Genomic DNA, 25,607 nt, shown 5'->3' with positions numbered 1-25,607 from the left:
CATGTAGCGCCCGAGCCAATGCTCGGGCGGCGGCGCACCGCGCCGGGCACGGCAGGGCGTTATAGTCCGCGCATGGAACCGACTGCGACGCTGGACCGTGATGTGGCCCACCATGCAGCGCTCGATGCGCGCCTGGTCGAGGCCGTGGGAGGCATCCGCCTGCTGGGCCTGACCAGCTGGCCGGCCACGCTGCAGGCACCGTTCCTGGACAGCGTGGCGCGCGGCCAGCCGGTGCTGCCGAAGGTGGATTACCCACGGCTGGACTTCAGCGAAGAACGTCGCGCGCTGGCCGCGATCGCCGCCGACTGCGACGACACTCATCCGCTGGGCCACTACGTGCGGCAGTCAGCGCAGAGCTGGGACCTGGCCGCGCAGCTGCTGGAAGGACTGGGCACCGCCGCCGTTGATACCTGTTCGGTGCAGCTGTTCGGCGCCCCCGAGCAGCCGCTGCCGGGCAATGGCCCGAGCACGCGCGACGCGGCGCGCCACTTCATACAGATTGCCGCCGAACTGGACCACGAACTGCTGGCGCCGGAAGAACAGGTGCCGGTCTCGGCCATCGCCCTGCAGCTGCAGCTGCAGAATGATCTGGATGCGTTCTTCGAATCGCGCATCATCCAGGTGCAGCTGGATCCGGAGCTGGTGTCCAAGGCCGCCGCCGGCCCGACCCGCATCCGCCTGCGCACCAGCGCGCGCTTCAGCGCCTACGACCGCGCGCAGTTGTTCCACCACGAAGCGCTGGTGCATTCGCTGACCGCATTGAATGGCCGCGGCCAGCCGGTACTGCCGAGCCTGGCGTTGTCCTCGCCACGGGTAACGGCGACCCAGGAAGGGTTGGCGACCTTCGCCGAGCAGATCACCGGCAGCATCGACATCGAGCGCCTGAAACGCATCAGCCTGCGTACCGAAGCGATTGCGATGGCACGCGAAGGCGCTGATTTCATCGAAGTGTTCCGCTATTTCTGCGATGCCGGGCAGAACGCGGAAGAGAGTTTCGCCTCGGCCCAGCGCGTGTTCCGTGGCGTGCCGCCGAGTGGCGGCCTGGCCTTCACCAAGGACACGGTGTACCTGCGCGGCCTGGTATCGGTGCATACCTTCTTCCGGCACATGCTGGCCGAGGACCGCCTGCAGGTCTGCCGCTGGTTGTTCGCCGGCAAGATGAGCCTGGCCGATGCGATCGCGTTCGCGCCGCTGTTCGAGGCGGGAATACTGAAGCCACCGCGCTGGCTGCCGCATTGGGTGAGCCGGGCGAACGGCCTGGCCGGCATGCTGGCGTTCTCGCTGTTCGCCAACCGGATACGGATGGACCAGCTGGCGCCGGAATGAAATGCGTTGGCGGATCCTCCTGCGCCTGCCTGCTATCGGCTGGGAGGAGGCGGGGCACCCTGGTCAGGACACGCAAAAGCCCCTCCATGGTGCTCGATGGCGCCATCCATGGCGCCAACGGTCCTGACCAGGGTGCCCCGCCTCCTCCAGACAATTTCCTGCGGGCGCGGCAGCAGGTCCACCAGAGGGATTGCGTTTGAGAAGCTTGAAAAGCAAAGCGCCGGGCAATGCCCGGCTCTTTGCTTTTGCTCTTGCTTTCCATTGCCTCCGCGCCGGCGCTGGGAATTGTCGAGCGCGGGTAGGCAGGCCCATGCAGGACCGTTGGCGCCATGGATGGCGCCATCGAGCCCCCAAGGACGGGTTTACGGCGTGTCCTGCATGGGCCTGCCTACCTGCGCCATGCAGGAACAGTCAATGCGCCGCAGCGCCCGCTTCTGACCTAGAACTCCGCCGCCACCGTCATGAACAGCTGCCGCGGTGCGCTCGCATGGATCGCATAGCGCGTGCCCTTCGGATCAGTCGGTGCGAACGAACTCAGCTGGCCGGCGTAGCGCTTGTTGGTCAGGTTGGTCGCGTTCAACGACACCCGCACGTTGCGCAGGCCCAGGCCCGGGCCGAAATCGTAGCCCGCACCGGCGTCGAAGGTGGTCACGCCCGGCACCGACTGGTCGTTGGTGTAGGTGTAGTAGCGCTTGCCGGTGTACTTCGCACGCAGGCTGGCGAAGAAGCCGTCGCGGTTCCAGCTGATCTCGCTGGAGGCCATGCGCTGCGGCGTATCCACCGTGATCTTGCCGGCCACCGGAACGATCGCACCGCCCGAGGTGTAGTCATCCTCGTAGGTGGTCTTGTTCCAGGACAGCGCGTTGTACCACTGCAGGCCATCAATCGGCTTGAGGATGAAAGTCAGTTCCGCGCCATGGCTCTTCACCGAACCGACGTTGATGAAGCGCGTCACGCACTCCGGGCGCGTGCCGACTTCGATGCTCGAACACGGGTTCAGCGACAGCAGGCGGTTGTCGAACTTGACGTTGTATGCAGCGATCGAGGCCTGGTACTTCTCACCGAAAGTGCGGAAGCCGGCTTCCAGGCTCTTGGACTTCTCCGGCTCCAGCCCGGCGCTGGCCGCGAACGATTCCGGCGACACCTGCAGCGGGCCGCCGCTGCCACCGCCGACGAAGGCGGCGATGTTCTCGGCGTAGGAGGCGAACAGCTCGTTGTTGGCGTTGAGCTTGAGGCCCAGGCCTACCTGCGGCAGCACCGATTCCTTGGCGGTCAGTGTGCCCGACGCAATGCGGGTTTCAACGCCGGGCTGCGCGGTGGCGCGCATGCGGGTGTTGGGACTCTTGATGCCCACGTCCACGGTCAGGCGCTGGTCCAGGAAGCGCATGCGGTCCTGCACGTAGAACTGGCGCGTGCGGATGTCGAAGTCCTGGTTGAACAGCAAGCGGTCGGGGTTCTTCAGGTACAGGTCGTCCAGGAACGGGCCGCTGATGTAGTAGAAGTTGCGCGACACGTTATGGTCGTTCTGCTCGTACCACAGGCCGGCTTCCAGCTCGTGGATGCCCACCGTCCACGACAGCGCGGCGGTCAGGCCATCGCGGTTGATCGTGTAGTTGGTGCTGCGGATAGAGATCGGCAGCATCCTGTCGGTACCCGGGTAGGACGGCTGGCCCGGTGCCCACCAGTGGCCCTGGCCACGGTTGTCGTGGTGGTAGGCCAGCAGCTTCAGGCGGCCCTGCTCGCCCAGGCGCAGGTCGGCATCGACCGAGTACAGGTTGTCGTCGCGCAGCGCACGGCTCTGATAGTACGCATCGTCGATGCTGTTGACGCCGCCGCTGAACTTGCAGCGCGCCTTGTTGTAGGTGCCAGGCGCGCAGTACGCGGCGGCGACGGCGCGATCCCAGTCCGGCGCGTAGATGTTCCAGTCATACCCCAGTCCGCGTGCCAGCATGTCCTTGGACAGGTAGGCATAGTTGGCCTGGCTGGCGCGCGAGGTCGCCACGAACGCACCGAAACGGTGGTCGCCAACGTTCCACACTGCCTTGGCATTGAACTGGCGGGTGGTCTGGTTCTGGTACGGCGCGGCCCACATGTCCTGGTCCTGGTGCACGCCGGACACATAGGCCGAGAAGCCGTTGAGGTCGCCGGTGTCCACGCGCAGGTAGCCGCGGCGCTGGTGGTTGTCGCCGACGGTGACGCTGGCGCGGCCACCGAATTCGGTGGACGGATCCATCGAGAAATACTGGATGGTGCCGCCCAGGTTGCTGGTCGAGGCCACGCCCAGCGAACCAATGCCCTGCGACAGTTCGGCGCCGGCCAGGTTCTCGGCGATGATCGCGCGGGCGATGCTCAGGCCGTTGTAATTGCCGTAGCTGTTGTCGCCCAGCGGGATGCCGTCCAGCGTGTAGCCCAGGCGGCTCTTGTCGAAGCCGCGCAGGCTGATGGTCTGCGATTCCTCGTTGGCGCCAAAGGCATCGTTGGACTGCACCGACACGCCCGGAAGGCGATCGAGGATCTTCTGGCCACTGGTGCCCGGCGGCAGCACCTGCTTGTCCACGGCAGTGATGCGCTGCACCTGGCGGGTCTCGCCCTGACCGATCACAGAGACGGTATCCAGCGTCTGCGCGCTCAGCGCGGCATCGGTGCTGGCGCCGGTATCGGCGGTGGTGGCGGCATGGGCGCTGGCAGCGGCGGAGAGCACGATCGCTACGGCGATCGTCAGGTGTCGGGTCTGCATGGTGGTCCGTTGCATGGGGGGTGATCACCGGCACGCGTGCGCGGTGCAGGGCCACTATGCGAACGGAACATGAAACCTTCTTTACGGAAAACCAACGAATGGTGCAGGGCACCCGCGCAGGTCCCGCAGCCGGATGAAAAAAGGGGCCGGATTCCCTTCGCAAGCAAAGGTTCACCGGCCCCGCGCACTCCGTGGGGGAGGCGGTCCACGCGCAGCGTGGAGACTGGCTTACCCCATGTACAGGCCACCGTTGACCGGATAGTCGGCGCCGGTCACGTACGAGGCTTCATCCGAGGCCAGCCAGGCGCACAGGCCGGCCACTTCCTCGGGGCGACCCAGGCGGCGCACCGGCACCGAGGCCGCCAGCCGGTCCAGTACATCCGGCGGGAAGCTGCTGATCGCCTGGCTGGCGATGTAGCCCGGCGAAAGCGTGTTGACGGTGACGCCGCGCGAAGCCACTTCGGCGGCCAGCGCACGGCTGAAGCCATGCATCGCGGCCTTGGCGGTGGCGTAGTTCACCTGGCCGATCTGGCCCTTGTGGGCGCTGACCGAGCCGATGTTGATGATGCGGCCCCAGCCCCGCGTGGCCATGCCGTCGACCACCTGCTTGGTCAGGTTGAACAGCGCATTGAGGTTGGAGGCGATCACCGCGTTCCAGTCCTCCACCGTCATCTGCCGGAACAGCAGGTCGCGGCTGCCGCCGGAGTTGTTGACCAGTACATCGACCTCACCCACTTCGGCGCGGACCTTGGCGAACGCGGCGCTGGTCGAGGCCCAGTCGGTCGCGTTGCCTTCGGAGGCGATGAAGTCGAAGCCCTGTTCGCGCTGCTCGCGCAGCCAGTTGGCCTTGCGCGGCGAGTTCGGCGCGCAGCCGGCAACCACGGTGTGGCCGCTGCGGGCCAGGCTCTGGCAGATGGCAGTGCCGACACTGCCCATTCCACTGGTGACGTAAGCGATTCGAAGCGTCATTGCAGAAGGCTCCTTGGCAAAGGGTCAGGCGGCGAGGGGATACAGGCCGAACAGCAGGCTGCCGATCATCAGCAGCATCGAGATGGCGATGGCCCACTTCAGGGTGAACTTCTGGTGGTCGGCGAATTCGACCTTGGCCAGGCCCACCAGCAGGTAGGTGGACGGCACCAGCGGGCTGAGCAGGTGCACCGGCTGGCCAGCCAGCGAGGCGCGCGCCATTTCCACCGGAGTGATGCCGTAGTTGCCGGCGGCCTCGGACAGGATCGGCAGCACGCCGAAGTAGAACGCGTCGTTGGACATGAAGAAGGTGAACGGCATCGACGCCACCGCGGTGATCACCGCCAGGTACGGGCCCCACGACTCCGGAATCACCGCCAGGAAGCTGTGCGACATCGCTTCGACCATGCCGGTGTTGTTGAGGATGCCGGTGAAGATGCCTGCGGCGAAGATCAGCGACACCACCGACAGCACGTTGCCGGCGTGGTTGACCACGCGGCGGCGCTGCTCGGCCAGGTTCGGGTAGTTGATCACCAGGGCGATGGCGAAGCCGACCATGAACAGCACCGGCATCGGCAGCACGCCGATGATCAGCGCGGTCATCAGCGCCACGGTCAGGGCCAGGTTCACCCACAGCAGCTTCGGCCGCTTGATGTCCTCGGCGTCTTCCACGGTCGGCAGCGGATTGCTGTCGTCCGATACGCTGTTGTCCATCCAGCTGCCGCCCTTGGGCAGGGTCACCACGCCGAGGCGACGGCGTTCCTTCAAGCCCAGGTACCAGGCCAGCAGCAGCACGCCGGCACAGGCGATCACCATCGACGGGATGAGCGGCACGAACACATCGGCCGGGTCCACGTGCAGCGCAGTGGCCGCGCGTGCGGTCGGGCCGCCCCACGGGGTCAGGTTCATCACGCCGCCGGCGAGGATGGTCACGCAGGTCATGTTCAGCGCGTTCATGCCCAGCCGCTGGTACAGCGGCAGCATCGCCGAGACGGTGATCATGTAGGTGGTCGAACCGTCGCCATCGAGCGAGATCAGCATCGCCAGCACGGCGGTGCCAAGCACGATCTTCATCGGATCGCCCTTGACGAAGCGCAGAATCACCCGCACCAGCGGATCGAACAGGCCTGCGTCGATCATCACCCCGAAGTAGAGGATGGCGAACATCAGCATCACGCCGGTCGGCGCGATCTTCTTGATGCCCTCCAGCATCATCTCGTCGATGCCGGCACCGAAGCCACCGATCAGCGCGAACAGGATGGGGATGGTGATCAGGGCGACGAGCGGCGACAGGCGCTTGCTCATGATCAAGTACATGAACGTAATGACCATGCCAAAGCCGAGGATGCTCAGCATCATCTGCGGACTCCTTGCGAAAACAGGACGTGGGGAGTGGAAGGGGCCGGGCGCCGCGCGCCCGGAATGTCAGGCCTAGAAGTCGTACTGCAGGCGGCCGGTGACCGCGCGGGTGCGGTCCACCGTGACCCCGGCCAGGCGGTCGCGGTTGCGGCTTTCGATCACGTTGAGCATGAAGCGCAGGTTGTCGCGCAGGTACCAGTTGCCACCCAGCGTCCACGCCTCAGTGCTGCCACGGCGCAGGTCCGGCGCGCCGTCGAGGTGCTGTGCGCCCCACATCTGGTCGTAGCGCAGCGCCACTTCGAATGCACCGGCCTTGTGGCGGATGTCCTTCACCCGCGCGAAGCGCCCGGTCTTGCGGTCATAGGCGCGGCTTTCGCCGGTGACGAACCAGCTGAGCATGCCGTAGGCGGCCATCACGTCGCCGCGCTGGGCGCCGTCATCGAAGGTGGCGCCACTGAACTCGCCCTGCCACGACAGCGGGCCGCGCACCTGCGCGTATTCCAGCGACCACTTGTTGACGTCGGTATCGCGGCCGGCGGAGAAGTCGACCAGGGTCAGGCGGCTCTCGTCGGACAGGTGGCCGGCCGGGCGCGGACGGATGCGCAGGCCGGGCACGCCATTGGCGCCGGGGTTGTCGTACGCCTCGCGGGCCAGCGACAGGCCCAGGTGCAGCACGTCGCCGTCGCTGGGCGAGGGCGCCCAGGTGATGCGACCACCCGCCGCGCGACCCTTCACCTGCCAGGCGTCGATGCTCTCCAGGCTGTAGAGGCTGGCCGCCCAGGTGAAGTCGCCCGGGTTGGCCTGCCAGGACGCACCCAGGCGGTACAGCGGCGCCAGCGTGGTGCCGGCGTTGCCGCGCTCCAGGAAGCTGCCGTAGTTGGAGCTGGTACGGTCATCCAGCGAGAAATACTGCTTGAACTGGCCCACGGTCAGCTTGCCCGCCTTACCGAAGCTGCGGGCCAGGTAGACATCCTTGGCCTCGACGCGGTCGCCGGAGAAGTCGGCTTCCAGCTTGTAGTCGACCACGAAGAACTTGCCGGACACATCGACCCATGCACGGCGGATCTCGGTGTCATCCTTGTTCGGCGTTCCGCGGTTGTCGTTGTCGAAGGTGGCGAAGTCCAGGTGCAGGCGGCCCCCCAGGGTGGCGGTGACCGGACGGTCGTCTTCGGCGGCGAAGGCCGGCACCGACAGGACAGCCAGCGCCATCATGGCGGCAGGACGCCGCCAGGCAAACGTGAATTCCACAAACCCTCCCAGGTGCGCGCCAGGCGCGCGGCAATCGTGGGCACCGGACGGTGCGCGGCCGCAGTCTGGGTCGGGCAAGCTGTCATCGTCCTGTCAACGGATTGTGCAGTGCAGCGAAAAGCAGGCCGCTGGGCTCGCCGTGCCGCGCCCGGCGAGCCCAGCGGCGGCATGCGGTAGCATTCGGTTCCCCTCCCACCCGAGTGCCCATGCGCCTGCTGCTGGTCGAAGACAATCCGGATCTGGCCGATGCGATCATCCGCCGGATGCGCCGCAGCGGGCACGCCGTGGACTGGCAGGCCGATGGCCTGGCCGCTGCCAGCGTGCTGCGCTACCAGAGCTTCGACCTGGTGGTGCTGGACATCGGCCTGCCCAAGCTCGATGGCCTGCGCGTGCTGGCCGGCATGCGCGAGCGCGGTGACAGCACGCCGGTGCTGATGCTGACCGCGCGTGACGGCATCGAAGATCGCGTGCAGGCGCTGGATGTGGGGGCCGACGACTACCTGGGCAAGCCGTTTGATTTCCGCGAGTTCGAAGCGCGCTGCCGCGTGCTGCTGCGGCGTGCGCGCGGCCAGGCCAGCGAAGTGGTGCAGATTGGCGGCTTCCAGTTCGACAACGCGGCGCACCGGGTCAGCCTCGACGGGGAGCCGATCGAACTGCCCAACCGCGAGTACCGCCTGCTGGAGATCCTGGTCGGCCGTCTTGGCCAGGTGGTCGGCAAGGACGAGATCGGCAACGGCCTGTTTGGTTTCGATGACGAAGCGGGCCCGAATGCCATCGAGTTGTACGTTGGTCGCCTGAGAAAGAAGCTGGCGGGCGCGCCGCTGCGCATCACCACGGTGCGTGGCGTCGGTTACCTGCTGGAAGCCAGCGATACCCATGCCGACGCCGATGGCTGACACGCGTGCTGCGACTGCGGCGCCGGGTTCGCTGCGGCGCACGCTGCTGCTCTACCTCGGCGTGCTGCTGGCGGTGTTCGCGGTGGCCCTGCTGTTCGCCGCACGCGATTACGGCCAGCGCGCCGCCAACCGATCCTACGATCACCTGCTGGTGTCCTCGGCGCTGTCCATCGCCGATTCGGTGGCCCTGGTCGACGGCCAGTGGCAGGTCGATCTGCCCTATGCGGCGCTGGACCTGCTGGCGATGGCGCCGGAGGACCGCGTGTTCTACCGGGTGGCCGACAGCCGCGGCACGCTGATCACCGGCTACGGTGATCTGCCGACACCGCCGCGCAGGCCCGGTACCCAGCCGCAGCTGTTCGACGCCCCCTACAGCGGCGAAACCGTGCGCTTCGTGGTGGTCGGCCGCAGTTTCGCCGCGGCCTCGGCGCAGGGCGAGGTGCAGGTGCAGGTGGGCCAGACCCGGCGCGCGCGCGAAGCCGTTGCGCAGGACATGGTCAATCGTGCATTGCTGGCGATCGGTGTGTTGTCCGGGCTGCTGCTGGCGCTGGTGGCGTTCGGCGTGCATCGTGCGTTCCGGCCGCTGGTGCGGGTGGAGCGCGAGCTGTCGCGCCGCGAGCCGTCCGACCTGAAGCCGCTCGATGCCCGCGTGCCGCGCGAGATGGACCAGATGGTGGCCGCGTTGAACCGCTTCATGGAACGCCTGTCCAGCAGCAACGAGACACTGCGCGCGTTCATGGCCGAGGCCGCACACCAGATGCGCACGCCACTGGCGGCATTGCGAGCTCAGGCGCAGTTGGCGCTGGATGATGACGATCCGGAGGACATGCGACGCAGCCTGCAGGCGATCGAGCGCAACGCCACGCATATGAGCCGGCTGCTCAACCAGCTGCTCAGCGATGCCAGCGTGATCCATCGTTCGCACCTGCAGCGCTTTGCGGCGGTGGATCTGGCCGAGACCGTGCACCAGGCGTTGCATGAAGCACTGCCGCAGGCAAGCCCGGCACCGCGCGTGCAACTGGCGATGACTGCCGAGCCGGTGCAGGTGCATGGCGACGCGCTGCTGCTGCGCGAGGCAATCAAGAACCTGGTCGACAACGCGTTGAAGTACGGCGGCGACGGCCCGTTGCAGATCGCGCTGACCGTGGAAAGCGGGCAGGCCGTGCTGACCATCGCCGACCATGGCGCAGGCATCGCGGCTGCCGATGCCGAACGCGTGTTCGAGCGCTTCGCGCGTGGCGAAGGCGCGCCATCCGGCGGTGCCGGGCTGGGCCTGGCCATCGTCAAGCGGGTGGTCGACAGCCACGGCGGCCGCATCGACCTCAGCAACCGCCCGCAGGGCGGGCTGATCGCCACCATCCGCCTGCCACGGAGCAGTCCATGATCCGCCTGTTTGCCACGGCCGTTGCCCTGCTGCTGGCCCTGCCGGTGCTGGCCGCGCCCGGCGATGTGCGTCGTTTTCCCGCACAGGGGGCGGCCACCGCGCAGCTGCGCATTCACGGCACTACCGACATCGAAGTGTTCGCGGTGGTGATTGCCGATTACCAGCGGCTGCACCCGGGCACCGAGGTGGTGTACGAGGACATCATCACCCAGGACCTGTACGCGCGTTACCTGCACGACCGCGGTGGACCGGCATCGCCGGACCTGCTGATCTCCAGCGGCATGGACCTGCAGACCAAGCTGGTCAACGATGGCCACGCGCTGCCACATCGCTCGGCGCTGACCGCTGCGCTGCCAGCCTGGGCGCAGTGGCGCAACGAGGCCTTCGGCATCAGCTACGAGCCGGTGGTGATGGTCTACAACACCCGCGCAATGCCTTCGGCAAAGGTGCCGCACACGCGCCGCCAGCTGCTGGACCGGCTGCGTGCCGAAGGTGCACCGCTGCGCGGCAGGGTCGGCACCTATGACATCGAGCGCAGCAGTGTCGGCTACCTGCTGGCAACCCAGGATGCGCAGCGCGGCAGCATCGCCGGCGCGCTGCTGGGGGCGCTCGGCGACAACGACGTGGTGCGCGAAGAGCGCACCGGCGTGCTGCTGGACAAGGTGGCCAGCGGCGAGCTGTCGCTGGTCTACAACGTGCTTGGTTCCTATGCGCAGGCACGTGTCGATGCCGGCGCGCCACTGGCCATCGTCGAGCCTGAGGACTACACGCTGGTGGTGCTGCGCACCGCGGTGATTCCGCGTACCGGCCCACACCCGGAAGAAGCGCGGCGCTTCCTCGACTACCTGCTGTCGCCCCGTGGCCAGCAGGTGCTGTCGCGCGAGGCGCGGCTGATGCCGATCGTGACCGGCAACGCACGTGGCGACGATGCGCCCGGCCGCAGCCGGCGTCCGATCCAGCTCGGCCCGGGCCTGCTGGTGTACCTAGATGCGCTCAAGCGCCGCCAGTTCCTTGATGCCTGGCGCAGCAGCGTCGAGCCGGCGGGGCGCTGAGGCTCCGGCCTGCCCGTACAATGGCGGCATGAGCGAATACACCATCCTGATCGCCGACGACCACCCGCTGCTGCGTTCGGCGGTGGTGCAGTCCTTGCGGCAGAGCCTGCCGCTGGCGCAGGTGCGCGAGGTGGCCAGTGCCGATGCGCTGGCCGAGGCGCTCGACGCACAGCCGGACGTGGACCTGGTGCTGCTCGACCTGACCATGCCCGGCGCGCACGGTTTTTCCGCGCTGCTGCACGTGCGCGGCTCGCATCCGGACATCCCGGTGGTGATCCTTTCCTCCAACGACCATCCGCGGGTGATCCGCCGTGCCCAGCAGTTCGGCGCCGCCGGTTTCATCCCGAAGTCCGCCCCGGCCGAGACCATCGGCGAGGCCGTGCAGGCAGTACTCGATGGCGGCCTGTGGTTCCCGGCGATGGCCGCCGAGCGTTCCGAGGCCGATGCACTACTGGCCAGCCGCCTGGCCCAGCTGACCCCGCAGCAGTTCCGCGTGCTGCTCTGCCTGGCCGATGGCCTGCTCAACAAGCAGATCGCCTACACCCTGGGGCTGGCCGAGAACACGGTGAAGGTGCACGTCACCGCCATCCTGAAGAAGCTCGAGTGCCACAGCCGCACACAGGCGGCGGTGCTGGTGAAGGCGCTGGAGCCCGAGGGCGACGCCGGCATCGGGCTGTAGTTTCCAGCAAACGGCGCAGCCCCTCGTGGGTGGACACGTAGAGCAGTTCATGGGTGAGGCCGGGCAGGTGGACTGCACAGGGGCCGCTGCAAGTACATCCATGTAAGCTCGGTCGCCGCATCCATGCGGCTCACGCCCCTGCGCAGCCCACCTGCCCGGCCACGGGCAGGTTCCGTGCGCATCCACCCACGGAAGAGAAAAGAAGATCAAAAGCAAAGGCAGCCTGACAGGCCGCTTTTGTAGAGCCGAGCCCACGCTCGGCTGCTTTCTGGCCGGTCCGTGAAGCCGAGCATGGGCTCGGCTCTACACGAGCAAGCGCAGCGCGCGACCCGCTTTTGATCTTATTTTCTTCTCCGTGGGTGCAGGCCACCGAAATCTGTCGGAGGCCGGTCGGGTTGGGTGCGCGGGGGTGTCAGCCGCATGGGCCCGAGGCATGCCTCGGGCGGGTTGGGCAGGACGCCCAACCCGGGTCTTGCCGTGTGCGCAGGACAGCGCACACGAGCAAGCGGCTGCCAAGCCTCCATGGACGGATTCACGGCGTCCCCCGCGTACCCAACCCGACCGGCCCACCCGCGGCTTCTGCTTTCCGCGACCACCCAGACACCACCCACGAGGGGCTGCGCCGTTGGCTGGAAACTACCCACGATGGCGGATCAGCAATTGACTCATCAGTGCCCGCAGCGCCGGCGGCTTCACCGGCTTGGCCATCATCCCCCAGCCGCGTTCGGCTGCCATCTCACGCAATCCCGCATCGCGCTCGGCAGTAACCAGCACTACCGGCGGGCGGGCCTGCCACAATTCGGCCAATGTCTCGTACAGCACCGGCCCATGGTGATCGCCCATGCGCACATCCAGCAGCACCAGCTCCGGTACTGCGCCTGTTGCTGCCAGCTGCAGCGCCGCCTGTGGGCCATCGGCCAGCGCCACCTCGCAGCCCCAGCGCTCCAGCAGCGCGCGGCTGGCCGCGCACACGTGCGGATCGTCGTCGATCACCCACACCCGGCGACCGCGAAGCGGGTTGTCCGCCGCCGGTTCCTGCACCAGCACCGGCACAGGAGCAGTAGCGGGAATCGCGCTGGCTTCGCCGAACGGCACGCCCACCGCGAACACGCTGCCCTGGCCCAGCTGCGAGCGCAGCCGGATCGGATGCCCAAGCAGGCGGCCGATGCGATCGACGATGGCCAGGCCAAGGCCGGCGCCGCGCTGCTGGCCGTCGTGCAGGCGGCGGAACTCCTCGAAGATCTCGCCCTGCAATGCGTCGGGAATGCCGGGGCCCTGGTCGTGCACCTCGATCCACAGCATGCCTTCACGGCGACGGCAGCCGAGCAGCACGCGGCCGCGTTCGCTGTAGCGCAGCGCGTTGGACAGGAAGTTCTGCAGGATTCGGCGCAGCAGGGCTTCATCGCTGACCACCACCGCATCGGTATCGACCCAGTCGACCACCAGGCCACGCGACTGTGCGGCGATGCCGAATTCGCGCGCCAGCGTCTGCAGCAAAGGCCCGAGCCGGAACGCCTGCACTCGGGTCGGCAGGCTGCCGGATTCCAGGCGCGCGATATCCAGCAGGCTGTTGAGGATCGCATCCTGCGCGGCCAGCGCAGCATCGATGTGGTCCGCAGTCTGCTGCTGCGCCGGGTCGCCCAGCTTGCCGCGCAGCACCGAGACGAACATGCGCGCCGCGTTGAGCGGCTGCAGCAGGTCGTGCACGGCCGAGGCGACGAATCGCGTCTTGTAGCGGTTGGCCTGCTCGGCTTCGCGGCGTGCTTCTTCCAGATCATGGGTGCGCTCGGCGATGCGGTGTTCCAGCGCATCGGCCAGCGAGCGCAGTTCGCGCGCGGCGTTCTTGTAGCTGGTGATGTCGGCATAGCTGGTGACGAAGCCGCCGTCGGGCAGCGGGTTGCCGCGGATTTCCAGCACGGTGCCATCGTCTTTTTCGCTCTCGCGCATGTGCGGGCGGCCGCTGCGCAGGTGGTTCAGGCGGCGCTCGATGGCTTCATCGACCGGGCCCGGACCAAGCAGGCCACGGCGTGCGTTGAAGCGGAACAGTTCCTCGATCGGCCGGCCGACGCGAACCAGGTCCTGCGGGAAGCGGAACAGTTCCAGATAGCGCGAATTCCACGCGACCAGGCGCAGTTCGCGGTCGATCACCACCACGCCCTGCGGCAGGTGTTCGAGGCTGCGGCTGAGGCCGCTGTCGGCATCGGTGGCGGCCTGCAGCAGGCCATCCTGCGCGGTACGCAGTTCCTGTGCATGCTGCTTGAGCAGGGTTTCCAGCTCGCGGCGGCTGCGCAGGCGATGCTTGGCCAGTCGCCGGCGCTGCTGCACGAACAGCACCAGGAAGCCCAGCGCCAGCCATGCAGCGCCACCGGTGAGTGCTGCGGCGCGGCCGGCGCCGGTGGCGGCACTGGCATCGTGCAGCAGGTGCAGGTTCCAGCCTTCGGCGGGCAGCGGCAGGCTCTGCCACAGCATCGGCTGCGGCAGCGCCGGATCCAGCAGGCGCACCATGCGGCCGCCATCGGCCAGCACGTCTTCGGTGCGTGCGCGCAGGGGCTGCAATGCGCGGTCGGCGTACTGGCGGGCGTCCAGCATCTCACGGCGCTCATCGGCTCCCAGCGGGCGCAGCAGCCGGTAGCGCCAGCTGTCCCGGTTGGCCAGGAACACCACGTCGTGGTCGTCGCTGGCCAGCACCACGTCCGGGCTGCTCAGCCATTCCTGTTCCAGCGCGGACAACTCGACCTTGATCACCACCACGCCCAGCCGCTTGCCGTCTTCTTCGATGGCCTGCGAAAGGTAATAGCCGGGCACGCCGGTGGTCATGCCGATGCCGTAGAAGCGGCCACGGCCCTGCGCCAGCGCCTGGCGGTAGTAGGGGCGGTAGCTGTAGTTCTCGCCGACATTGGTGGTCGGCTGGTCCCAGTTGCTGGCCGCCACCGCCACACCGTCGTGGCCGACCAGGGTCAGGGTCGAGGCACGGGTGACTTCGTTGGCGCGTTGCAGCTTGAGGTTCAGCCGCTGCCGTTCGCTGGGCGAGGGCGGCACGCGCAGTGCATGCAGCAGATCCGGGTCAAGTGCCAGCACCTGCGGCAAGGTGCCGAAGCGGTCGATGCGCTGTTGCAGGCCCTGGCCATACAGCTGCAGCTGGCGTTGCACCTGGCTGCTTTCCTCGCCGAGCGCGCGCCGCCAGGCGTAATGACCGGCGGCGACCGCGCACAGCACGGTACCGCCGACCATCACCAGCAGGGTCAGCAACAGCATCCGGTGGCGGCTGAGCCAGTACATGGCGGCAGTCTACGCAGGGCCGGCGGGCGTGGCGTGCACGCCCGCCGGGGTCTGACGTGGAAGGGGTCAGAAGTGCATCTGCGCGCGCAGTTCGAAGATCTCCGGCGTGCTGTGCACGCCACGACGGCTGGCGTCGACCTTCACGTAGTTGGCCTGGAACTTGAAGTGGCTGGTCAGGTACCAGTTCGCACCCAGCGTCAGGTCGTGCTGGCGGCCGCCGAGGATGCTGCCATCGTCCAGGTCGAGACGGCTGTATCGGGCCAGCAGTTCGACCGCGCCGTAATTGTGCGCCGGCTTGATGTTGGCCACCGCGCCGGCGTTGTACGGGCGCGATTCGCCGGTCAGCACCCAGCTGGCCATCGCGTACTGGCCACTGCCGGTGTAGTCGGGCTTGCCGTCACGACGGGTGACCGTAGCGCGCAGCGCTTCGGCCTGCAGCGAGAACGGGCCCCGGATCCAGATGCCTTCCAGGCCGGTGCGGCGGATCTGGTCGGCGGTGACCAGCGCACCGGAATCGACGTAGCGGATGTCGGTCAGGCCGGCTTCCGGGCGCGCGCGCAGGCGGGCGCTGGCCTCGTGATGCACGTCGCGGCCATCGCTGTAGCCACGCGGGTTTTCCTGCGAGTAGGCCAGGCCCAGGTGGATCACATCGCCTGGTGCCTTCACCGGCGTCCACACCGCACGCACCGCCTGGGTGGTGCCGGGGTTGTCGCCCTGCAGGTCCTTGCCGCCATAGGCTCCGGCCTGCAGCAGGTACTGCGGGCGCTCCAGCACCCACTCCACGCCGGTGCGGCGGCCTTCGTAGAAGGCCTGCACCGGCAGCGAGGTTTCCAGGAAGCTGCCGGCACGCGAAGAGGTGTTCGCATCCAGGCCGACCGGGGTCTTCATGTAGCCGAAGCGGAAGCGGCCGACGTCACGGCCGAAGAAGGCCTTGCTCTCGAAGCGCACGAACACGTCCAGCCAGGTATCGGCCTGGAAGTCGTAGTAGACCATCGCATCGTAGACGCCCTTCTTTTTCAGCGTCGCGCCGAATTCCTTGCGGCGCACGGCATCGTCGTCCTCGAGGCCACTGGCCGAGGAGAAGTCGTTGTAGTCGTAGGCGATGTTGGCGGTGGCCGCCAGCTCGGTGCCATCACCGAAGGTGTACTTGGTCGGCCAGTTGTCGAAATCGGCGGCCGAGGCGAAGGCGGGAAGGGCGGCCAGCGACAGGGCCAGCAAGGTGGGATTCGGGCGCATGTTGGGTGCGGCTCTCTCAGATTGCGTGTGGACAGGACATCAACGGCCGCAAGGGCCGGAACTTTCGCAAAGACTCACCCAGCCGTTCAGCCCGGGCCACCAGCCTCCCCAGGATCGGGCGGTGCGGCGCCAGTGTAGGCACCTGTGCCACCTGAACCGGGAGGCTAGTACCAATAGGTTATCTGCGCTGGCGTGCCTGGCGCGTACAAAGGCGTCCATTGGTCGCACCTCCTGTGCGTGCTGCACAGGGCCTGCGATCAGTTTCCACGGTAACGGTTCCCGTGCAGCTCCGGGGCCGTACGTGCCTGAAAACGCCCCTTCCGGAGTCCGCCATGCACATCCCGACCGCAGCACCGGTGCCTGCAAAGCCGTTGCCGATCTATCGCCAGCTGTACTTCCAGGTGATCGTGGCGATCGTCCTGGGCGCCATCCTCGGCCATTACGAGCCGTTGATCGGCGAGAAGATGAAGCCGCTCGGTGATGCCTTCATCAACCTGGTGAAGATGATCATCGCGCCGGTGATCTTCCTCACCATCGTCACCGGCATCGCCAGCATGACCCACCTGCGTACGGTGGGCCGGGTCTTTGCCAAGGCGATGGCGTACTTCCTGTTCTTCTCCACGCTGGCGCTGATCGTCGGCATGATCGTGGCGCACGTGGTGCAGCCCGGCGCCGGCATGAACATCAACCCGGCCGAGCTGGACCAGACCGCGGTGCACAGCTACGTCGAGAAGTCGCACGACCTGACCCTGGTCGGCTTCCTGATGGACATCATCCCGAAGACGCTGCTCAGCGCCTTCGTCGACGGCAACATCCTGCAGGTGCTGTTCGTGGCCGTGCTGTTCGGCATCGCGCTGGCGATGGTGGGGGAGAAGGGCAAGCCGGTGCTGAACTTCCTGGAGGCGCTGGTCGCTCCGGTGTTCAAGCTGGTGCACATCCTGATGAAGGCCGCCCCGATCGGCGCCTTCGGTGCGATCGCCTTCACCATCGGCAAGTACGGCGTCGGCTCGCTGATCAACCTGGCCTGGCTGGTGGGCTCGTTCTACCTCACCGCCTTCCTGTTCGTGGCGGTGATCCTCGGCGTGGTCTGCCGCCTGTGCGGCTTCTCGGTGTTCAAGCTGGCGCGCTACCTGAAGGCCGAACTGCTGCTGGTGCTCGGCACCTCGTCGTCGGAGTCGGCGCTGCCGTCGCTGATGGAGAAGATGGAACGCGCCGGCTGCAGCAAGTCGGTGGTGGGCCTGGTGGTCCCGACCGGCTACTCGTTCAACCTGGACGGCACCAACATCTACATGACCCTGGCGGCGCTGTTCATCGCCCAGGCCACCAACACCGAACTGACCCTGGGCCACCAGATCGCCCTGCTGCTGGTCGCCATGCTCAGCTCCAAGGGCGCGGCCGGCGTCACCGGCGCGGGCTTCATCACCCTGGCCGCCACCCTGGCCGTCGTGCCGGAAGTGCCGGTTGCCGGCATGGCGCTGATCCTGGGCGTGGACCGCTTCATGAGCGAATGCCGCTCGCTGACCAACTTCATCGGCAATGCCGTGGCCACCGTGGTGGTCTCGCGCTGGGAAGGCGCGCTGGACCGCAACCGCCTGAAGCTGGCGCTGGATGGCCGCGAAAGCGAACTGCCGCCGCCGGTCGATGCGCTGCCCGAGGCACTGCCGGCCAAGGGCTGATCCAGGTGTGTGGTACCGCGGGGCCGGTCACGACAGTGGTACGGCCCCGCGGCGTTTCAGGGCGTCCCATGGCTGTCATGGGCAACGCCGAAGCTGACATCCCGGTACCGTCGCATACGGCACGGAATTGTGCGGTCGCAGCATGCTTGCGACAGGATAGCGACAGGTCCAGACGCTCCAACGGGGGTATCATCCCCTGTCCCTTCTGCCCATTCATGTAACCCACATCGATGTCCAACGAAGATTTCAAACAGGCCGCCCTCGATTACCACCGGATGTCCCCGCCGGGAAAGATCAAGGTTTCCGCTACCAAGCCCATGCTGACCCAGCGCGACCTGTCGCTGGCGTATTCGCCGGGCGTGGCGTACGCCTGTGAAGCGATCAAGGCCGACCCGCAGCAGGCCAGCGAGCTGACTGCCCGCGGCAACCTGGTGGCGGTGATCTCCAACGGCACCGCGGTGCTGGGCCTGGGCAACATCGGCGCGCTGGCCGGCAAGCCGGTGATGGAAGGCAAGGGCGTGCTGTTCCAGAAGTTCGCCGGCATCGATGTGTTCGACATCGAAGTCGACGAGACCGACCCGGACAAGCTGGTCGACATCATCGCCTCGCTGGAACCGACCTTCGGCGGCATCAACCTGGAAGACATCAAGGCGCCGGAATGCTTCGTGGTCGAGCGCAAGCTGCGCGAGCGCATGAAGATCCCGGTGTTCCATGACGACCAGCACGGCACGGCGATCATCGTCGGCGCAGCGGTGCTCAACGCCATGGCGATCACCGGCAAGAAGATCGAGGACGTGAAGCTGGCGACCACGGGCATGGGCGCGGCCGGCATTTCCTGCGTGAACATGCTGGTGCAGCTGGGCCTGAAGCCGGAAAACATCCTGGCCTTCGACCGCGAGGGCGTGATCCACACCGGTCGTACCGACCTGGATCCGGAAAAGCAGCGCTATGCGCGCGACACCGACAAGCGCACCCTGGCCGAGATCGTCGACGGCGCGGACATCTTCCTGGGCCTGTCGGCGCCGGGCATCCTGACCGCCGACATGGTCAAGACCATGGCGCCGGATCCGGTGATCTTCGCACTGGCCAACCCGACCCCGGAAATCATGCCGGAACTGGCGCGCGCCGCCCGTCCGGACGCGATCATCGGCACCGGCCGTTCGGACTACCCGAACCAGGTCAACAATGTGCTGTGCTTCCCGTACCTGTTCCGTGGTGCGCTGGACGTGGGCGCCACCGCGATCAACGAGGAAATGAAGATCGCCTGCGTGCGTGCCATCGCTGCACTGGCCCGCCGCGCCGCCACCGACATGGGCTCGGCCTATGGCGGTGACACCCCGAGCTTCGGCCGTGAATACCTGATCCCGCGTCCGTTCGACCGTCGCCTGCTGGTGGAGCTGTCGGCCGCCGTGGCCCAGGCCGCAATGGATTCGGGCGTGGCCTCGCGCCCGATCGACGACATGGGCGCCTACCGCGACAAGCTGGCCCAGTTCGTCTACCGCACCAGCCTGATGATGAAGCCGGTCTACGACCGCGCGCGCAGCGACAAGCAGCGCGTGGTGTACGCCGAAGGCGAAGAGGAAGTGGTGCTGCAGGCGGTGCAGAACGTGGTCGATGACGGCCTGGCGCACCCGATCCTGATCGGCCGCCCGGAAGTGATCGAGTCGCGCATCGAACGCCTCGGCCTGCGCCTGAAGATCGGCGAGAACGTTGAAGTCACCAACATCAACGATGACCCGCGCTTCAACGAATACTGGCAGTACTACCATGGCCTGACCGGCCGTCGTGGCGTGACCGTGGCCGCGGCGAAGAACCTGATGCGTTCGCGCCCGACCCTGATCGCAGCAGTGATGGTGGCGCGTGGCGAAGCCGATGCGATGCTGACCGGCATCGTCGGCCGCTTCCACAAGAAGCTGGGCTACGTGCGCAGCGTGCTGCCGCTGGAGCCGAAGGTCACCTCGACCTCGGCGATGACCGGCGTGATCAACCAGCAGGGCGTGTTCTTCTTCGTCGATACCCACGTGCAGGAAGACCCGACCGCCGAGCAGCTGTGCGAAGCGACCCTGCAGGCGGCCTACCGCATGAAGTTGTTCGGCATCGAGCCGAAGGTCGCGCTGCTGTCGCACTCCAACTTCGGCAGCCACGATTCGAAGGACGCGCTGAAGATGCGCCAGGTGCGCGAGCTGCTGCTCAAGCGCAACCCGCGCCTGAACGTGGACGGCGAAATGCAAGGCGACACCGCATGGGATGAAGCGCTGCGCCAGAAGCTGCTGCCGGGCTCGACCCTGCAGGGCCGCGCCAACCTGTTCGTGCTGCCGAACCTGGAAGCGGCTAACATCGCCTACAACCTGGTGCGCGTGTTCACCGATGGCGTGGCGATCGGCCCGATCCTGATGGGCGTGAACAAGCCGGTGCATATCCTGACCACCAGCGCCACTTCGCGCCGGATCCTGAACATGACCGCGATCGCGGCGGTCGATGCGCAGATCCGCAAGCAGCTGGAAGCGGAAAAGAAGGCATAAGCCTTCTTTCCCACTTCCGCTGCCCACGCATTCTTCCTCTACCCCCGCCTTCGGCGCGCCCCTTCAACAAGAAGGGGCTCCTGGTCGGGAGAATGATGGCGCTGGCGCGGCTGGACGTCGGCGCAAGTGAAAACACCGGGCATTGCCCGGTGTTTTCATTTGCCGCAACGGCCGCCGAACCTGCCACACGCGCTACGCCGCCCGGTCATTTCCCTGCAACGCCGTTGCGGCCCAATACGCCCACGCGGCCCGGCCGTGGGAAGGTACCGGACCGGCCTTCCCACCCTGGGCCCGACCAACTTTCATGGGCGAGGGTGTCATGCGTAATCGAGTCACGCGGCGATATTTCCAGCAGCTGTTCGCGCTGTACGCCGGTTTCGTGCAGTCGCGCTGAGGCGTAGAAAGCAGCGAGGTAGAGTCGACCGTTGGTCGACTATCGCGCGAAGCGCGGGGTTTTCGGGGGCTGTACGAAAGTCAGTCGACTAACAGTCGACTCTACCCAGTCGCCCCAATTCCCAGTTGACCAGCCAGTCAGCGCCGCTTGCCGCGGCGTGCAGGGGCCGGCGGCGGTGCATCCGACCGCGGCTTGGCGTACTGGGCCCACAGTGCGGGCAGTGCCTTGCCGGTGTGCTTCTGCCACAGCGCCGGTGCATAGCGGCCATCGCGCAGGGCCGTGTCCAGTGCCAGCACCAGGCCCGGGTGTTCGGCGTCGGCCCATTTCAGGAACGCACCGGTGACCCGGTAGCCGCTGTCGAAGTTCTGGCCCTTCTCGACCTTGCCCGGCAGCGACCAGCCCGCGGCGGCATTGTCCATGCCGTAGCGGTCGCGTGCGTAGTCGGCGATGCCCTCCACCAGCCAACCCGGCACCCGTGCGTCGCCATGGCCCGGATAGCCCTGCACGATGTGCATGGCCTCATGGGTGACCAGGTCGATGTCGTTGGGGTGCTGCGCCAGCCAACCCGGATTGATGGTGATCGTTGCCGCCTGGTCCTTGTCACCGACGAAGGCGATCCCGGTGTAGGCCGGATCGATCACGATGCGCACCATCGATGGCGCGGCCGGGTGGAAGTCCGCACGTTCGCGCAGGTAGGCGAAGTAGAACGTATCGATCACCCGCTTGCGCTGCGGCGCGGCCAGGGCGCCACGGGCGTCCTGGTAGTTCAGCGTCACGCCGTCGCGGGTCAGCTGCGCATCAAAGGCCTGGGTCTGGCCGAAGCTGGAGAAGGAAAGGGCAACAAGGGCCAGAGGCAACAGACGGTAGCGCATAGGGCTCATTGTACGGCGCTGGGCGCCAACAGTTCGATCTCCGCCAGCGGCAGCCGGCCCGGCGCGGCCAGGCGCAGCCGGTACTCGCTGTAACGACCGGGTCTGGCGATGCGGAACGGACGGGTCTGGCGGGCAGACTCGAAGGCTTCGCCGCTGCGCTGGTCGAGCACGGTCCAGTGGCCGTTGCCATTGCGCGCTTCCAGCGTCCATTCGCCGCCCTGGATGCGGCCGTCACCGCTGGTCAGCGTATACATCGTCGGCGTGCCATTGCTCAGGCCGGTCAGTGCGATGGTCGCGCCGCCACCCAGGCCGACGGTGGTGGCCGCATCGTCATCGACCAGCGCCGGCAGGGCGCGGCCATCGGCCAGTGTTGCCTTCGCGCCGCTGCCGAGCAGGTCGTGCAGCAGCTGCGGGCGCTGGCCACGGGCGGTCAGCGAGCGCGGCACGTCATCCACGCCGCTGCCCCAGCGCGACGGCTGCGGGCCCATCACGAAGTCCAGCGTCGCGCCCCTGGCGATCAGCTCGTGCGGCACCCAGGTCTTCGTCCAGGGCGTGCCGTTGATCTTCAGCGACTGCACGTAGACGTTCTCTCGCGAATTGTTGGCCGCGTTCACGGTCAGCACCGCGCCGCCCTGCAGTTCCACCCGCGCGTGGCGGAAGGCCGGCGAACCGATCACATACTCCGGGGCGCCCATGCGCAGCGGGTACAGGCCCAGCGAGGCCAGCACGTACCACGCCGAGGTCTCGCCATTGTCCTCGTCGCCCGGATAGCCCTGGCCGATCTCGCTGCCGACGTACAGCCGCGACAGGATCTCGCGCACGTGCTGCTGGGTCTTCCACGGCTGCCCGGCGTACAGGTACATCCACGGGATGTGGTGCGCCGGCTGGTTGCTGTGCGCGTACATGCCCATGCGCACGTCGCGCGCCTCGGTCATCTCGTGGATGGTGCCGCCGTAGGAACCGGCCAGTGCCGGGTCTGCGGTTTCCGGCGTGGCGAAGAAGGCATCCAGTTTCGCCGCCAGCTTGTCGCGGCCACCGTACAGCGCGGCCAGGCCTTCGCCATCGTGGGCAGCGGTGAAGGCGAAGGTCCAGCCATTGGACTCGGTGTAGTCGTGGCCCCACACGCGCGGGTCGTAGTCCTTCGCGTCCACGCGCCACTGGCCATCGGCAGTGCGGCCCTGGAAGAAGCCGGCGGCCGGATCGAACATCGTCGTGTAGCTGGCGGCGCGATAGCGGAAGTAGTCGGCCTCGGTGCTGTAGCGCTCGCGTGCGGCCGGCGTGGTCGCACGCTTGGCCAGCGCGTCGGCCATGTTGGCGATGCCGAAATCATTGAGTGCGCCTTCCATCGTCCACGACATGCCTTCATGCACGTCCGCGCTGGCGTAGCCACGAAAGGTCGAACGGTCCATGCCCTTGCGGCCGACATGGCGGTCGGGCGGGACCACGGTCGCGTTCTTCAGCGCGGCGGCGTAGGCCTCGGCCGGATCGAAACCGCCGATGCCCTTCAGCCACGCATCGGCGAAGGCCACGTCCGAGCTGGTACCGACCATCAGGTCCGCATAGCCCGGCGACGACCAGCGTGCGATCCAGCCGCCGGCGCGGTACTGCTCGATGAAGCCCTGCACTAGCTGGCCGGCATCGTCGGGCGTGAACAGTGCATAGGCCGGCCAGGTGGTGCGGAAGGTGTCCCAGAAGCCGTTGTTGACGAACACCTTGCCATCGCGCACGCCGGCGTAACTGCGGGTCGCGCTGCCTTCGGTGTTGTCATCGCTGGCGCTGGCCTGGTTGGCGTAGCGCCACTCCGGTGCGGCGGCGCTGCCCACGTTCTCGTGGCCGGAATTCGGGTACAGGTACAGCCGGTACAGGCTGGAGTACAGCGTGGTCTTCTGGTCGTCGCTGGCATCGCCGATGTCGAAGCGGGCCAGGCGCGCGTCCCACGCGTCCTGTGCGCGGCCGGCCACGCTCTCCAGCGTATCGGCGGCGGCGATTTCCAGTGCGAGGTTGTGCCGCGCCTGCTCCACCGAGATCAGCGAGGTGGCGATGCGCATCGTCACCCGCCGCTCGCTGCCGGCATCGAACTTGATGTAGCCGGTCGGGCGCCCGGTGTCGAGGCGGCCGCTGCTGCGCCAGGGCTTGTCGAAGCTGGCCACCACGTACATGCGGCTGGCGCCGTTGGAGAGGCCGCTGCGCGTATCGGTGTAGCCCGACAGCGTCTGTGTGGCGGCATCCAGAGTCAGGCCACCACGTGCATCGACGTTGTCGAACAGCAGGTTGGCGTCACCGCCTTCGGGGAAGTCGAAGCGGAACAACGCGGCATGATCGGTCGGCGCGATGGCGGCAGCGATGCCGTTGTCGAAGCGCACGTCGTAGCGGTAGGGGCGCGCGCTTTCATGGCGGCGATCGAACGACAGCGCGCGCTTGCGGCGGTCGGCCTCCGGCACGCCACGGCTGGCCGAGGGCATCACCTGGAAGGTCTGGCGGTCACCCATCCACGGGCTGGGCTGGTGGCTCAGCGCAAGCGCCTGCAGCTGCGGGCGGTTCTGTGCGTCGTTCTGTTCGTTCCAGCGGTACAGCCAGTTCAGTGCGCCGGCATCGGTCACCGGGGTCCAGAAGTTGAAGCCGTGCGGCACCGTCGTGGCCGGGAAATTGTTGCCGCGCGAGAAGGTGCCATTGGCCTGGGTGCCGCGGGTGGTCAGCACCCAGTCGGAGACGCGCTGTGGCCGCTGCCGCGGCTGTGCGTCCAGGCGCACGTCATCGATCCAGCCAGAGACCGGCGCGCCCTCGGCACTGGCCACCTCCAGCTCGATCGCCACCACGCGGCGGCCCTTCAGCGTGGGTACGTCGCCCAGCCGCACTGCCTTGCGCGCCCACTGTTGCGGGTACAGCGTCTTCGATTCGCCCTGCGCGCGTGCGCCGATCGCCACCCCATGCTGGTCGCGCGCCGCACCGGCCGACACGCGGCTGCCATCGTCCAGCAGCAGGTCCAGCGAGACATAGGTCGAAGCGACGGTGTCCTTGCCGACGATCTCCGGCAGCACCAGCCACGACAGCGTGGTATCGGCCTCGATGGGCAGGTCGGCCTTGAACAGTTCGCGCCGCGCGCTGCCGCCTTCGCTGCTGTAGCGCAGTGCATGCAGGCCGCTGTAGCCGGCGTTGCGCTTGGCCGCGTAAGGCGCCGCAGGGCCGTTGCCGATCGTGACCTGAAGTGCACCCGCGGCCTGCGTCGGGGCAGGTTCGCCGGGCTCGAACGAGGTCTGCAGCCCCTGTGCCAGCACCGGCATCGCAGTGGTCGCACAGGCCAGGGCCAGGGCCAGTGGAAGCAGGGCGCGGCGCGGATCGGACAGGGTCATGCAAGGGTCTCCCGGAAGGGCTGGCGGCGGGCAGAACCCGCATCGGCGGACACCACGGACAGCATCGCTCCGCCCGCCAGGCTGGCAGTGGAAGAGGCGATGCCGGTCCGGTGGGGGCGGGCCATGCGATCGGGTTGGATTGGGTGGGTCGGGGTGCGACCTGGCCCGATCCTGCAACAGCCGTCGCGCGCTGGCAAGTGCCATTTAGTTCGATCCAAATGCGGGAAATGTCGCTGGAGTCGATTCTGGCGAGCGAACCTGCCGGAACGACCGCGAAATCCCCGGCGCCGCCGCCGCCCGGCGTGCGGCGGGGAGATGCGAGGCATCGGCGGGAGCGCGCAAAGGCCCGTTGTGGCGCAATGTCGGTGCGGCCCAGATGCTAGAATCACAGGCCTCGCAACCCGTTCACCGACATCCGCCATGAGCCATACCGCCACCGCGCCCGCCAACGCCGAGAAGCGCTACACCGTGCACCGCAGCGATCTGCCGTTGAGCTGCCCGACCCCGGAAATGGCGCTGTGGAACTCGCATCCGCGCGTGTACCTGCCGATCGAAGACGAGCCCAACGGTGAAGCGCAGTGCCCGTACTGCGGTTCCGTGTTCGTGCTGGCCGACTAAACGGCGGCCCCTT

The 25,607-nt window shown here is 67.4% G+C and carries 16 protein-coding genes; 8 read left to right on the top strand and 8 right to left on the bottom strand.

The window, feature by feature from the left end; all coding sequences use genetic code 11:
- The first annotated feature begins 72 nt into the window (after positions 1 to 72).
- Positions 73 to 1,326 (top strand): flavohemoglobin expression-modulating QEGLA motif protein, encoded by a 1,254-nt coding sequence (locus tag AC5P7A_RS13830; RefSeq protein WP_053495753.1) that lies wholly within the window; start codon positions 73 to 75, stop codon positions 1,324 to 1,326.
- 439 nt (positions 1,327 to 1,765) lie between these two features.
- Here the strand turns inward: AC5P7A_RS13830 and AC5P7A_RS13825 are convergent, their stop codons facing one another.
- The 4 genes from AC5P7A_RS13825 to AC5P7A_RS13810 all read right to left on the bottom strand — a co-directional run bounded on the left by AC5P7A_RS13825 (position 1,766) and on the right by AC5P7A_RS13810 (position 7,600).
- On the bottom strand, positions 1,766 to 4,063 hold the full coding sequence (locus tag AC5P7A_RS13825; RefSeq protein ID WP_126411349.1) for a TonB-dependent receptor: 2,298 nt from the start codon (positions 4,061 to 4,063) through the stop codon (positions 1,766 to 1,768).
- Positions 4,064 to 4,291: 228 nt separating this feature from the next.
- A complete protein-coding gene (phbB, locus tag AC5P7A_RS13820) occupies positions 4,292 to 5,032 on the bottom strand; it encodes an acetoacetyl-CoA reductase (protein ID WP_005419193.1) in 741 nt (246 codons plus the stop codon).
- Between the two features lie 24 nt (positions 5,033 to 5,056).
- The gene (locus AC5P7A_RS13815) at positions 5,057 to 6,385 is read right to left on the bottom strand and encodes a CitMHS family transporter (protein WP_005419191.1); all 1,329 of its coding nucleotides are present in this window, start codon (positions 6,383 to 6,385) and stop codon (positions 5,057 to 5,059) included.
- A 75-nt stretch (positions 6,386 to 6,460) separates the two neighbouring features.
- On the bottom strand, positions 6,461 to 7,600 hold the full coding sequence (locus AC5P7A_RS13810; RefSeq protein WP_053496099.1) for an OprO/OprP family phosphate-selective porin: 1,140 nt from the start codon (positions 7,598 to 7,600) through the stop codon (positions 6,461 to 6,463).
- 242 nt (positions 7,601 to 7,842) lie between these two features.
- Here AC5P7A_RS13810 and AC5P7A_RS13805 point away from each other — a divergent pair, with 242 nt between their 5' ends.
- The 4 genes from AC5P7A_RS13805 to AC5P7A_RS13790 are packed head-to-tail and all read left to right on the top strand — an operon-like array spanning position 7,843 to position 11,647.
- A complete protein-coding gene (locus AC5P7A_RS13805; RefSeq protein WP_005419188.1) occupies positions 7,843 to 8,532 on the top strand; it encodes a response regulator transcription factor in 690 nt (229 codons plus the stop codon).
- Positions 8,525 to 9,916, top strand: a complete 1,392-nt coding sequence (locus AC5P7A_RS13800) for a sensor histidine kinase (protein WP_014648362.1) — start codon at positions 8,525 to 8,527, stop codon at positions 9,914 to 9,916. The genes AC5P7A_RS13805 and AC5P7A_RS13800 overlap by 8 nt, the downstream gene beginning before the upstream one ends.
- Positions 9,913 to 10,968 (top strand): ABC transporter substrate-binding protein, encoded by a 1,056-nt coding sequence (locus AC5P7A_RS13795; protein ID WP_014648361.1) that lies wholly within the window; start codon positions 9,913 to 9,915, stop codon positions 10,966 to 10,968. The genes AC5P7A_RS13800 and AC5P7A_RS13795 overlap by 4 nt, the downstream gene beginning before the upstream one ends.
- A 28-nt stretch (positions 10,969 to 10,996) precedes the next feature.
- On the top strand, positions 10,997 to 11,647 hold the full coding sequence (locus AC5P7A_RS13790) for a response regulator (protein WP_014648360.1): 651 nt from the start codon (positions 10,997 to 10,999) through the stop codon (positions 11,645 to 11,647).
- 636 nt (positions 11,648 to 12,283) lie between these two features.
- Here the strand turns inward: AC5P7A_RS13790 and AC5P7A_RS13785 are convergent.
- The gene (locus AC5P7A_RS13785) at positions 12,284 to 14,926 is read right to left on the bottom strand and encodes a hybrid sensor histidine kinase/response regulator (RefSeq protein ID WP_014648359.1); all 2,643 of its coding nucleotides are present in this window, start codon (positions 14,924 to 14,926) and stop codon (positions 12,284 to 12,286) included.
- Positions 14,927 to 14,992: 66 nt separating this feature from the next.
- Positions 14,993 to 16,162 (bottom strand): OprO/OprP family phosphate-selective porin, encoded by a 1,170-nt coding sequence (locus AC5P7A_RS13780; protein WP_046432442.1) that lies wholly within the window; start codon positions 16,160 to 16,162, stop codon positions 14,993 to 14,995.
- Positions 16,163 to 16,494: 332 nt separating this feature from the next.
- On the opposite strand from AC5P7A_RS13780, the gene AC5P7A_RS13775 reads away from it, so the two are divergent.
- Both AC5P7A_RS13775 and AC5P7A_RS13770 read left to right on the top strand, forming a co-directional pair.
- Entirely contained in the window at positions 16,495 to 17,838 is a 1,344-nt protein-coding gene (locus AC5P7A_RS13775; protein WP_014648357.1) for a dicarboxylate/amino acid:cation symporter, read from the top strand.
- Between the two features lie 230 nt (positions 17,839 to 18,068).
- Complete coding sequence (locus tag AC5P7A_RS13770) at positions 18,069 to 20,360, top strand: NADP-dependent malic enzyme (protein WP_014648356.1); 2,292 nt, start codon at positions 18,069 to 18,071, stop codon at positions 20,358 to 20,360.
- Between the two features lie 531 nt (positions 20,361 to 20,891).
- On the opposite strand, the gene AC5P7A_RS13765 is transcribed toward AC5P7A_RS13770, so the two are convergent.
- Positions 20,892 to 21,635, bottom strand: a complete 744-nt coding sequence (locus AC5P7A_RS13765) for a basic secretory protein-like protein (protein ID WP_032959489.1) — start codon at positions 21,633 to 21,635, stop codon at positions 20,892 to 20,894.
- Positions 21,632 to 24,976, bottom strand: coding sequence for a GH92 family glycosyl hydrolase (locus AC5P7A_RS13760; protein WP_495220211.1), 3,345 nt, complete (start codon positions 24,974 to 24,976; stop codon positions 21,632 to 21,634). The genes AC5P7A_RS13765 and AC5P7A_RS13760 overlap by 4 nt, the downstream gene beginning before the upstream one ends.
- A gap of 420 nt (positions 24,977 to 25,396) precedes the next feature.
- On the opposite strand from AC5P7A_RS13760, the gene AC5P7A_RS13755 reads away from it, so the two are divergent.
- Positions 25,397 to 25,594 (top strand): zinc-finger domain-containing protein, encoded by a 198-nt coding sequence (locus AC5P7A_RS13755; RefSeq protein WP_005410967.1) that lies wholly within the window; start codon positions 25,397 to 25,399, stop codon positions 25,592 to 25,594.
- The last annotated feature ends 13 nt before the right edge of the window (positions 25,595 to 25,607 follow it).

This window comes from Stenotrophomonas sp. YJH_SMC_65, from assembly GCF_059369475.1.
Note: the sequence above shows the minus strand (reverse complement) of the source record. Positions and strands in the feature narration are given on the sequence as shown.

Bases quoted from the DNA above. Each gene is read 5' to 3' on its own strand.
- AC5P7A_RS13830 (WP_053495753.1), top strand. From the start codon at position 73: ATGGAACCGACTGCGACGCTGGACCGTGATGTGGCCCACCATGCAGCG.
- AC5P7A_RS13825 (WP_126411349.1), bottom strand. From the start codon at position 4,063: ATGCAGACCCGACACCTGACGATCGCCGTAGCGATCGTGCTCTCCGCC.
- phbB (WP_005419193.1), bottom strand. From the start codon at position 5,032: ATGACGCTTCGAATCGCTTACGTCACCAGTGGAATGGGCAGTGTCGGC.
- AC5P7A_RS13815 (WP_005419191.1), bottom strand. From the start codon at position 6,385: ATGCTGAGCATCCTCGGCTTTGGCATGGTCATTACGTTCATGTACTTG.
- AC5P7A_RS13810 (WP_053496099.1), bottom strand. From the start codon at position 7,600: ATGATGGCGCTGGCTGTCCTGTCGGTGCCGGCCTTCGCCGCCGAAGAC.
- AC5P7A_RS13805 (WP_005419188.1), top strand. From the start codon at position 7,843: ATGCGCCTGCTGCTGGTCGAAGACAATCCGGATCTGGCCGATGCGATC.
- AC5P7A_RS13800 (WP_014648362.1), top strand. From the start codon at position 8,525: ATGGCTGACACGCGTGCTGCGACTGCGGCGCCGGGTTCGCTGCGGCGC.
- AC5P7A_RS13795 (WP_014648361.1), top strand. From the start codon at position 9,913: ATGATCCGCCTGTTTGCCACGGCCGTTGCCCTGCTGCTGGCCCTGCCG.
- AC5P7A_RS13790 (WP_014648360.1), top strand. From the start codon at position 10,997: ATGAGCGAATACACCATCCTGATCGCCGACGACCACCCGCTGCTGCGT.
- AC5P7A_RS13785 (WP_014648359.1), bottom strand. From the start codon at position 14,926: ATGTACTGGCTCAGCCGCCACCGGATGCTGTTGCTGACCCTGCTGGTG.
- AC5P7A_RS13780 (WP_046432442.1), bottom strand. From the start codon at position 16,162: ATGCGCCCGAATCCCACCTTGCTGGCCCTGTCGCTGGCCGCCCTTCCC.
- AC5P7A_RS13775 (WP_014648357.1), top strand. From the start codon at position 16,495: ATGCACATCCCGACCGCAGCACCGGTGCCTGCAAAGCCGTTGCCGATC.
- AC5P7A_RS13770 (WP_014648356.1), top strand. From the start codon at position 18,069: ATGTCCAACGAAGATTTCAAACAGGCCGCCCTCGATTACCACCGGATG.
- AC5P7A_RS13765 (WP_032959489.1), bottom strand. From the start codon at position 21,635: ATGAGCCCTATGCGCTACCGTCTGTTGCCTCTGGCCCTTGTTGCCCTT.
- AC5P7A_RS13760 (WP_495220211.1), bottom strand. From the start codon at position 24,976: ATGACCCTGTCCGATCCGCGCCGCGCCCTGCTTCCACTGGCCCTGGCC.
- AC5P7A_RS13755 (WP_005410967.1), top strand. From the start codon at position 25,397: ATGAGCCATACCGCCACCGCGCCCGCCAACGCCGAGAAGCGCTACACC.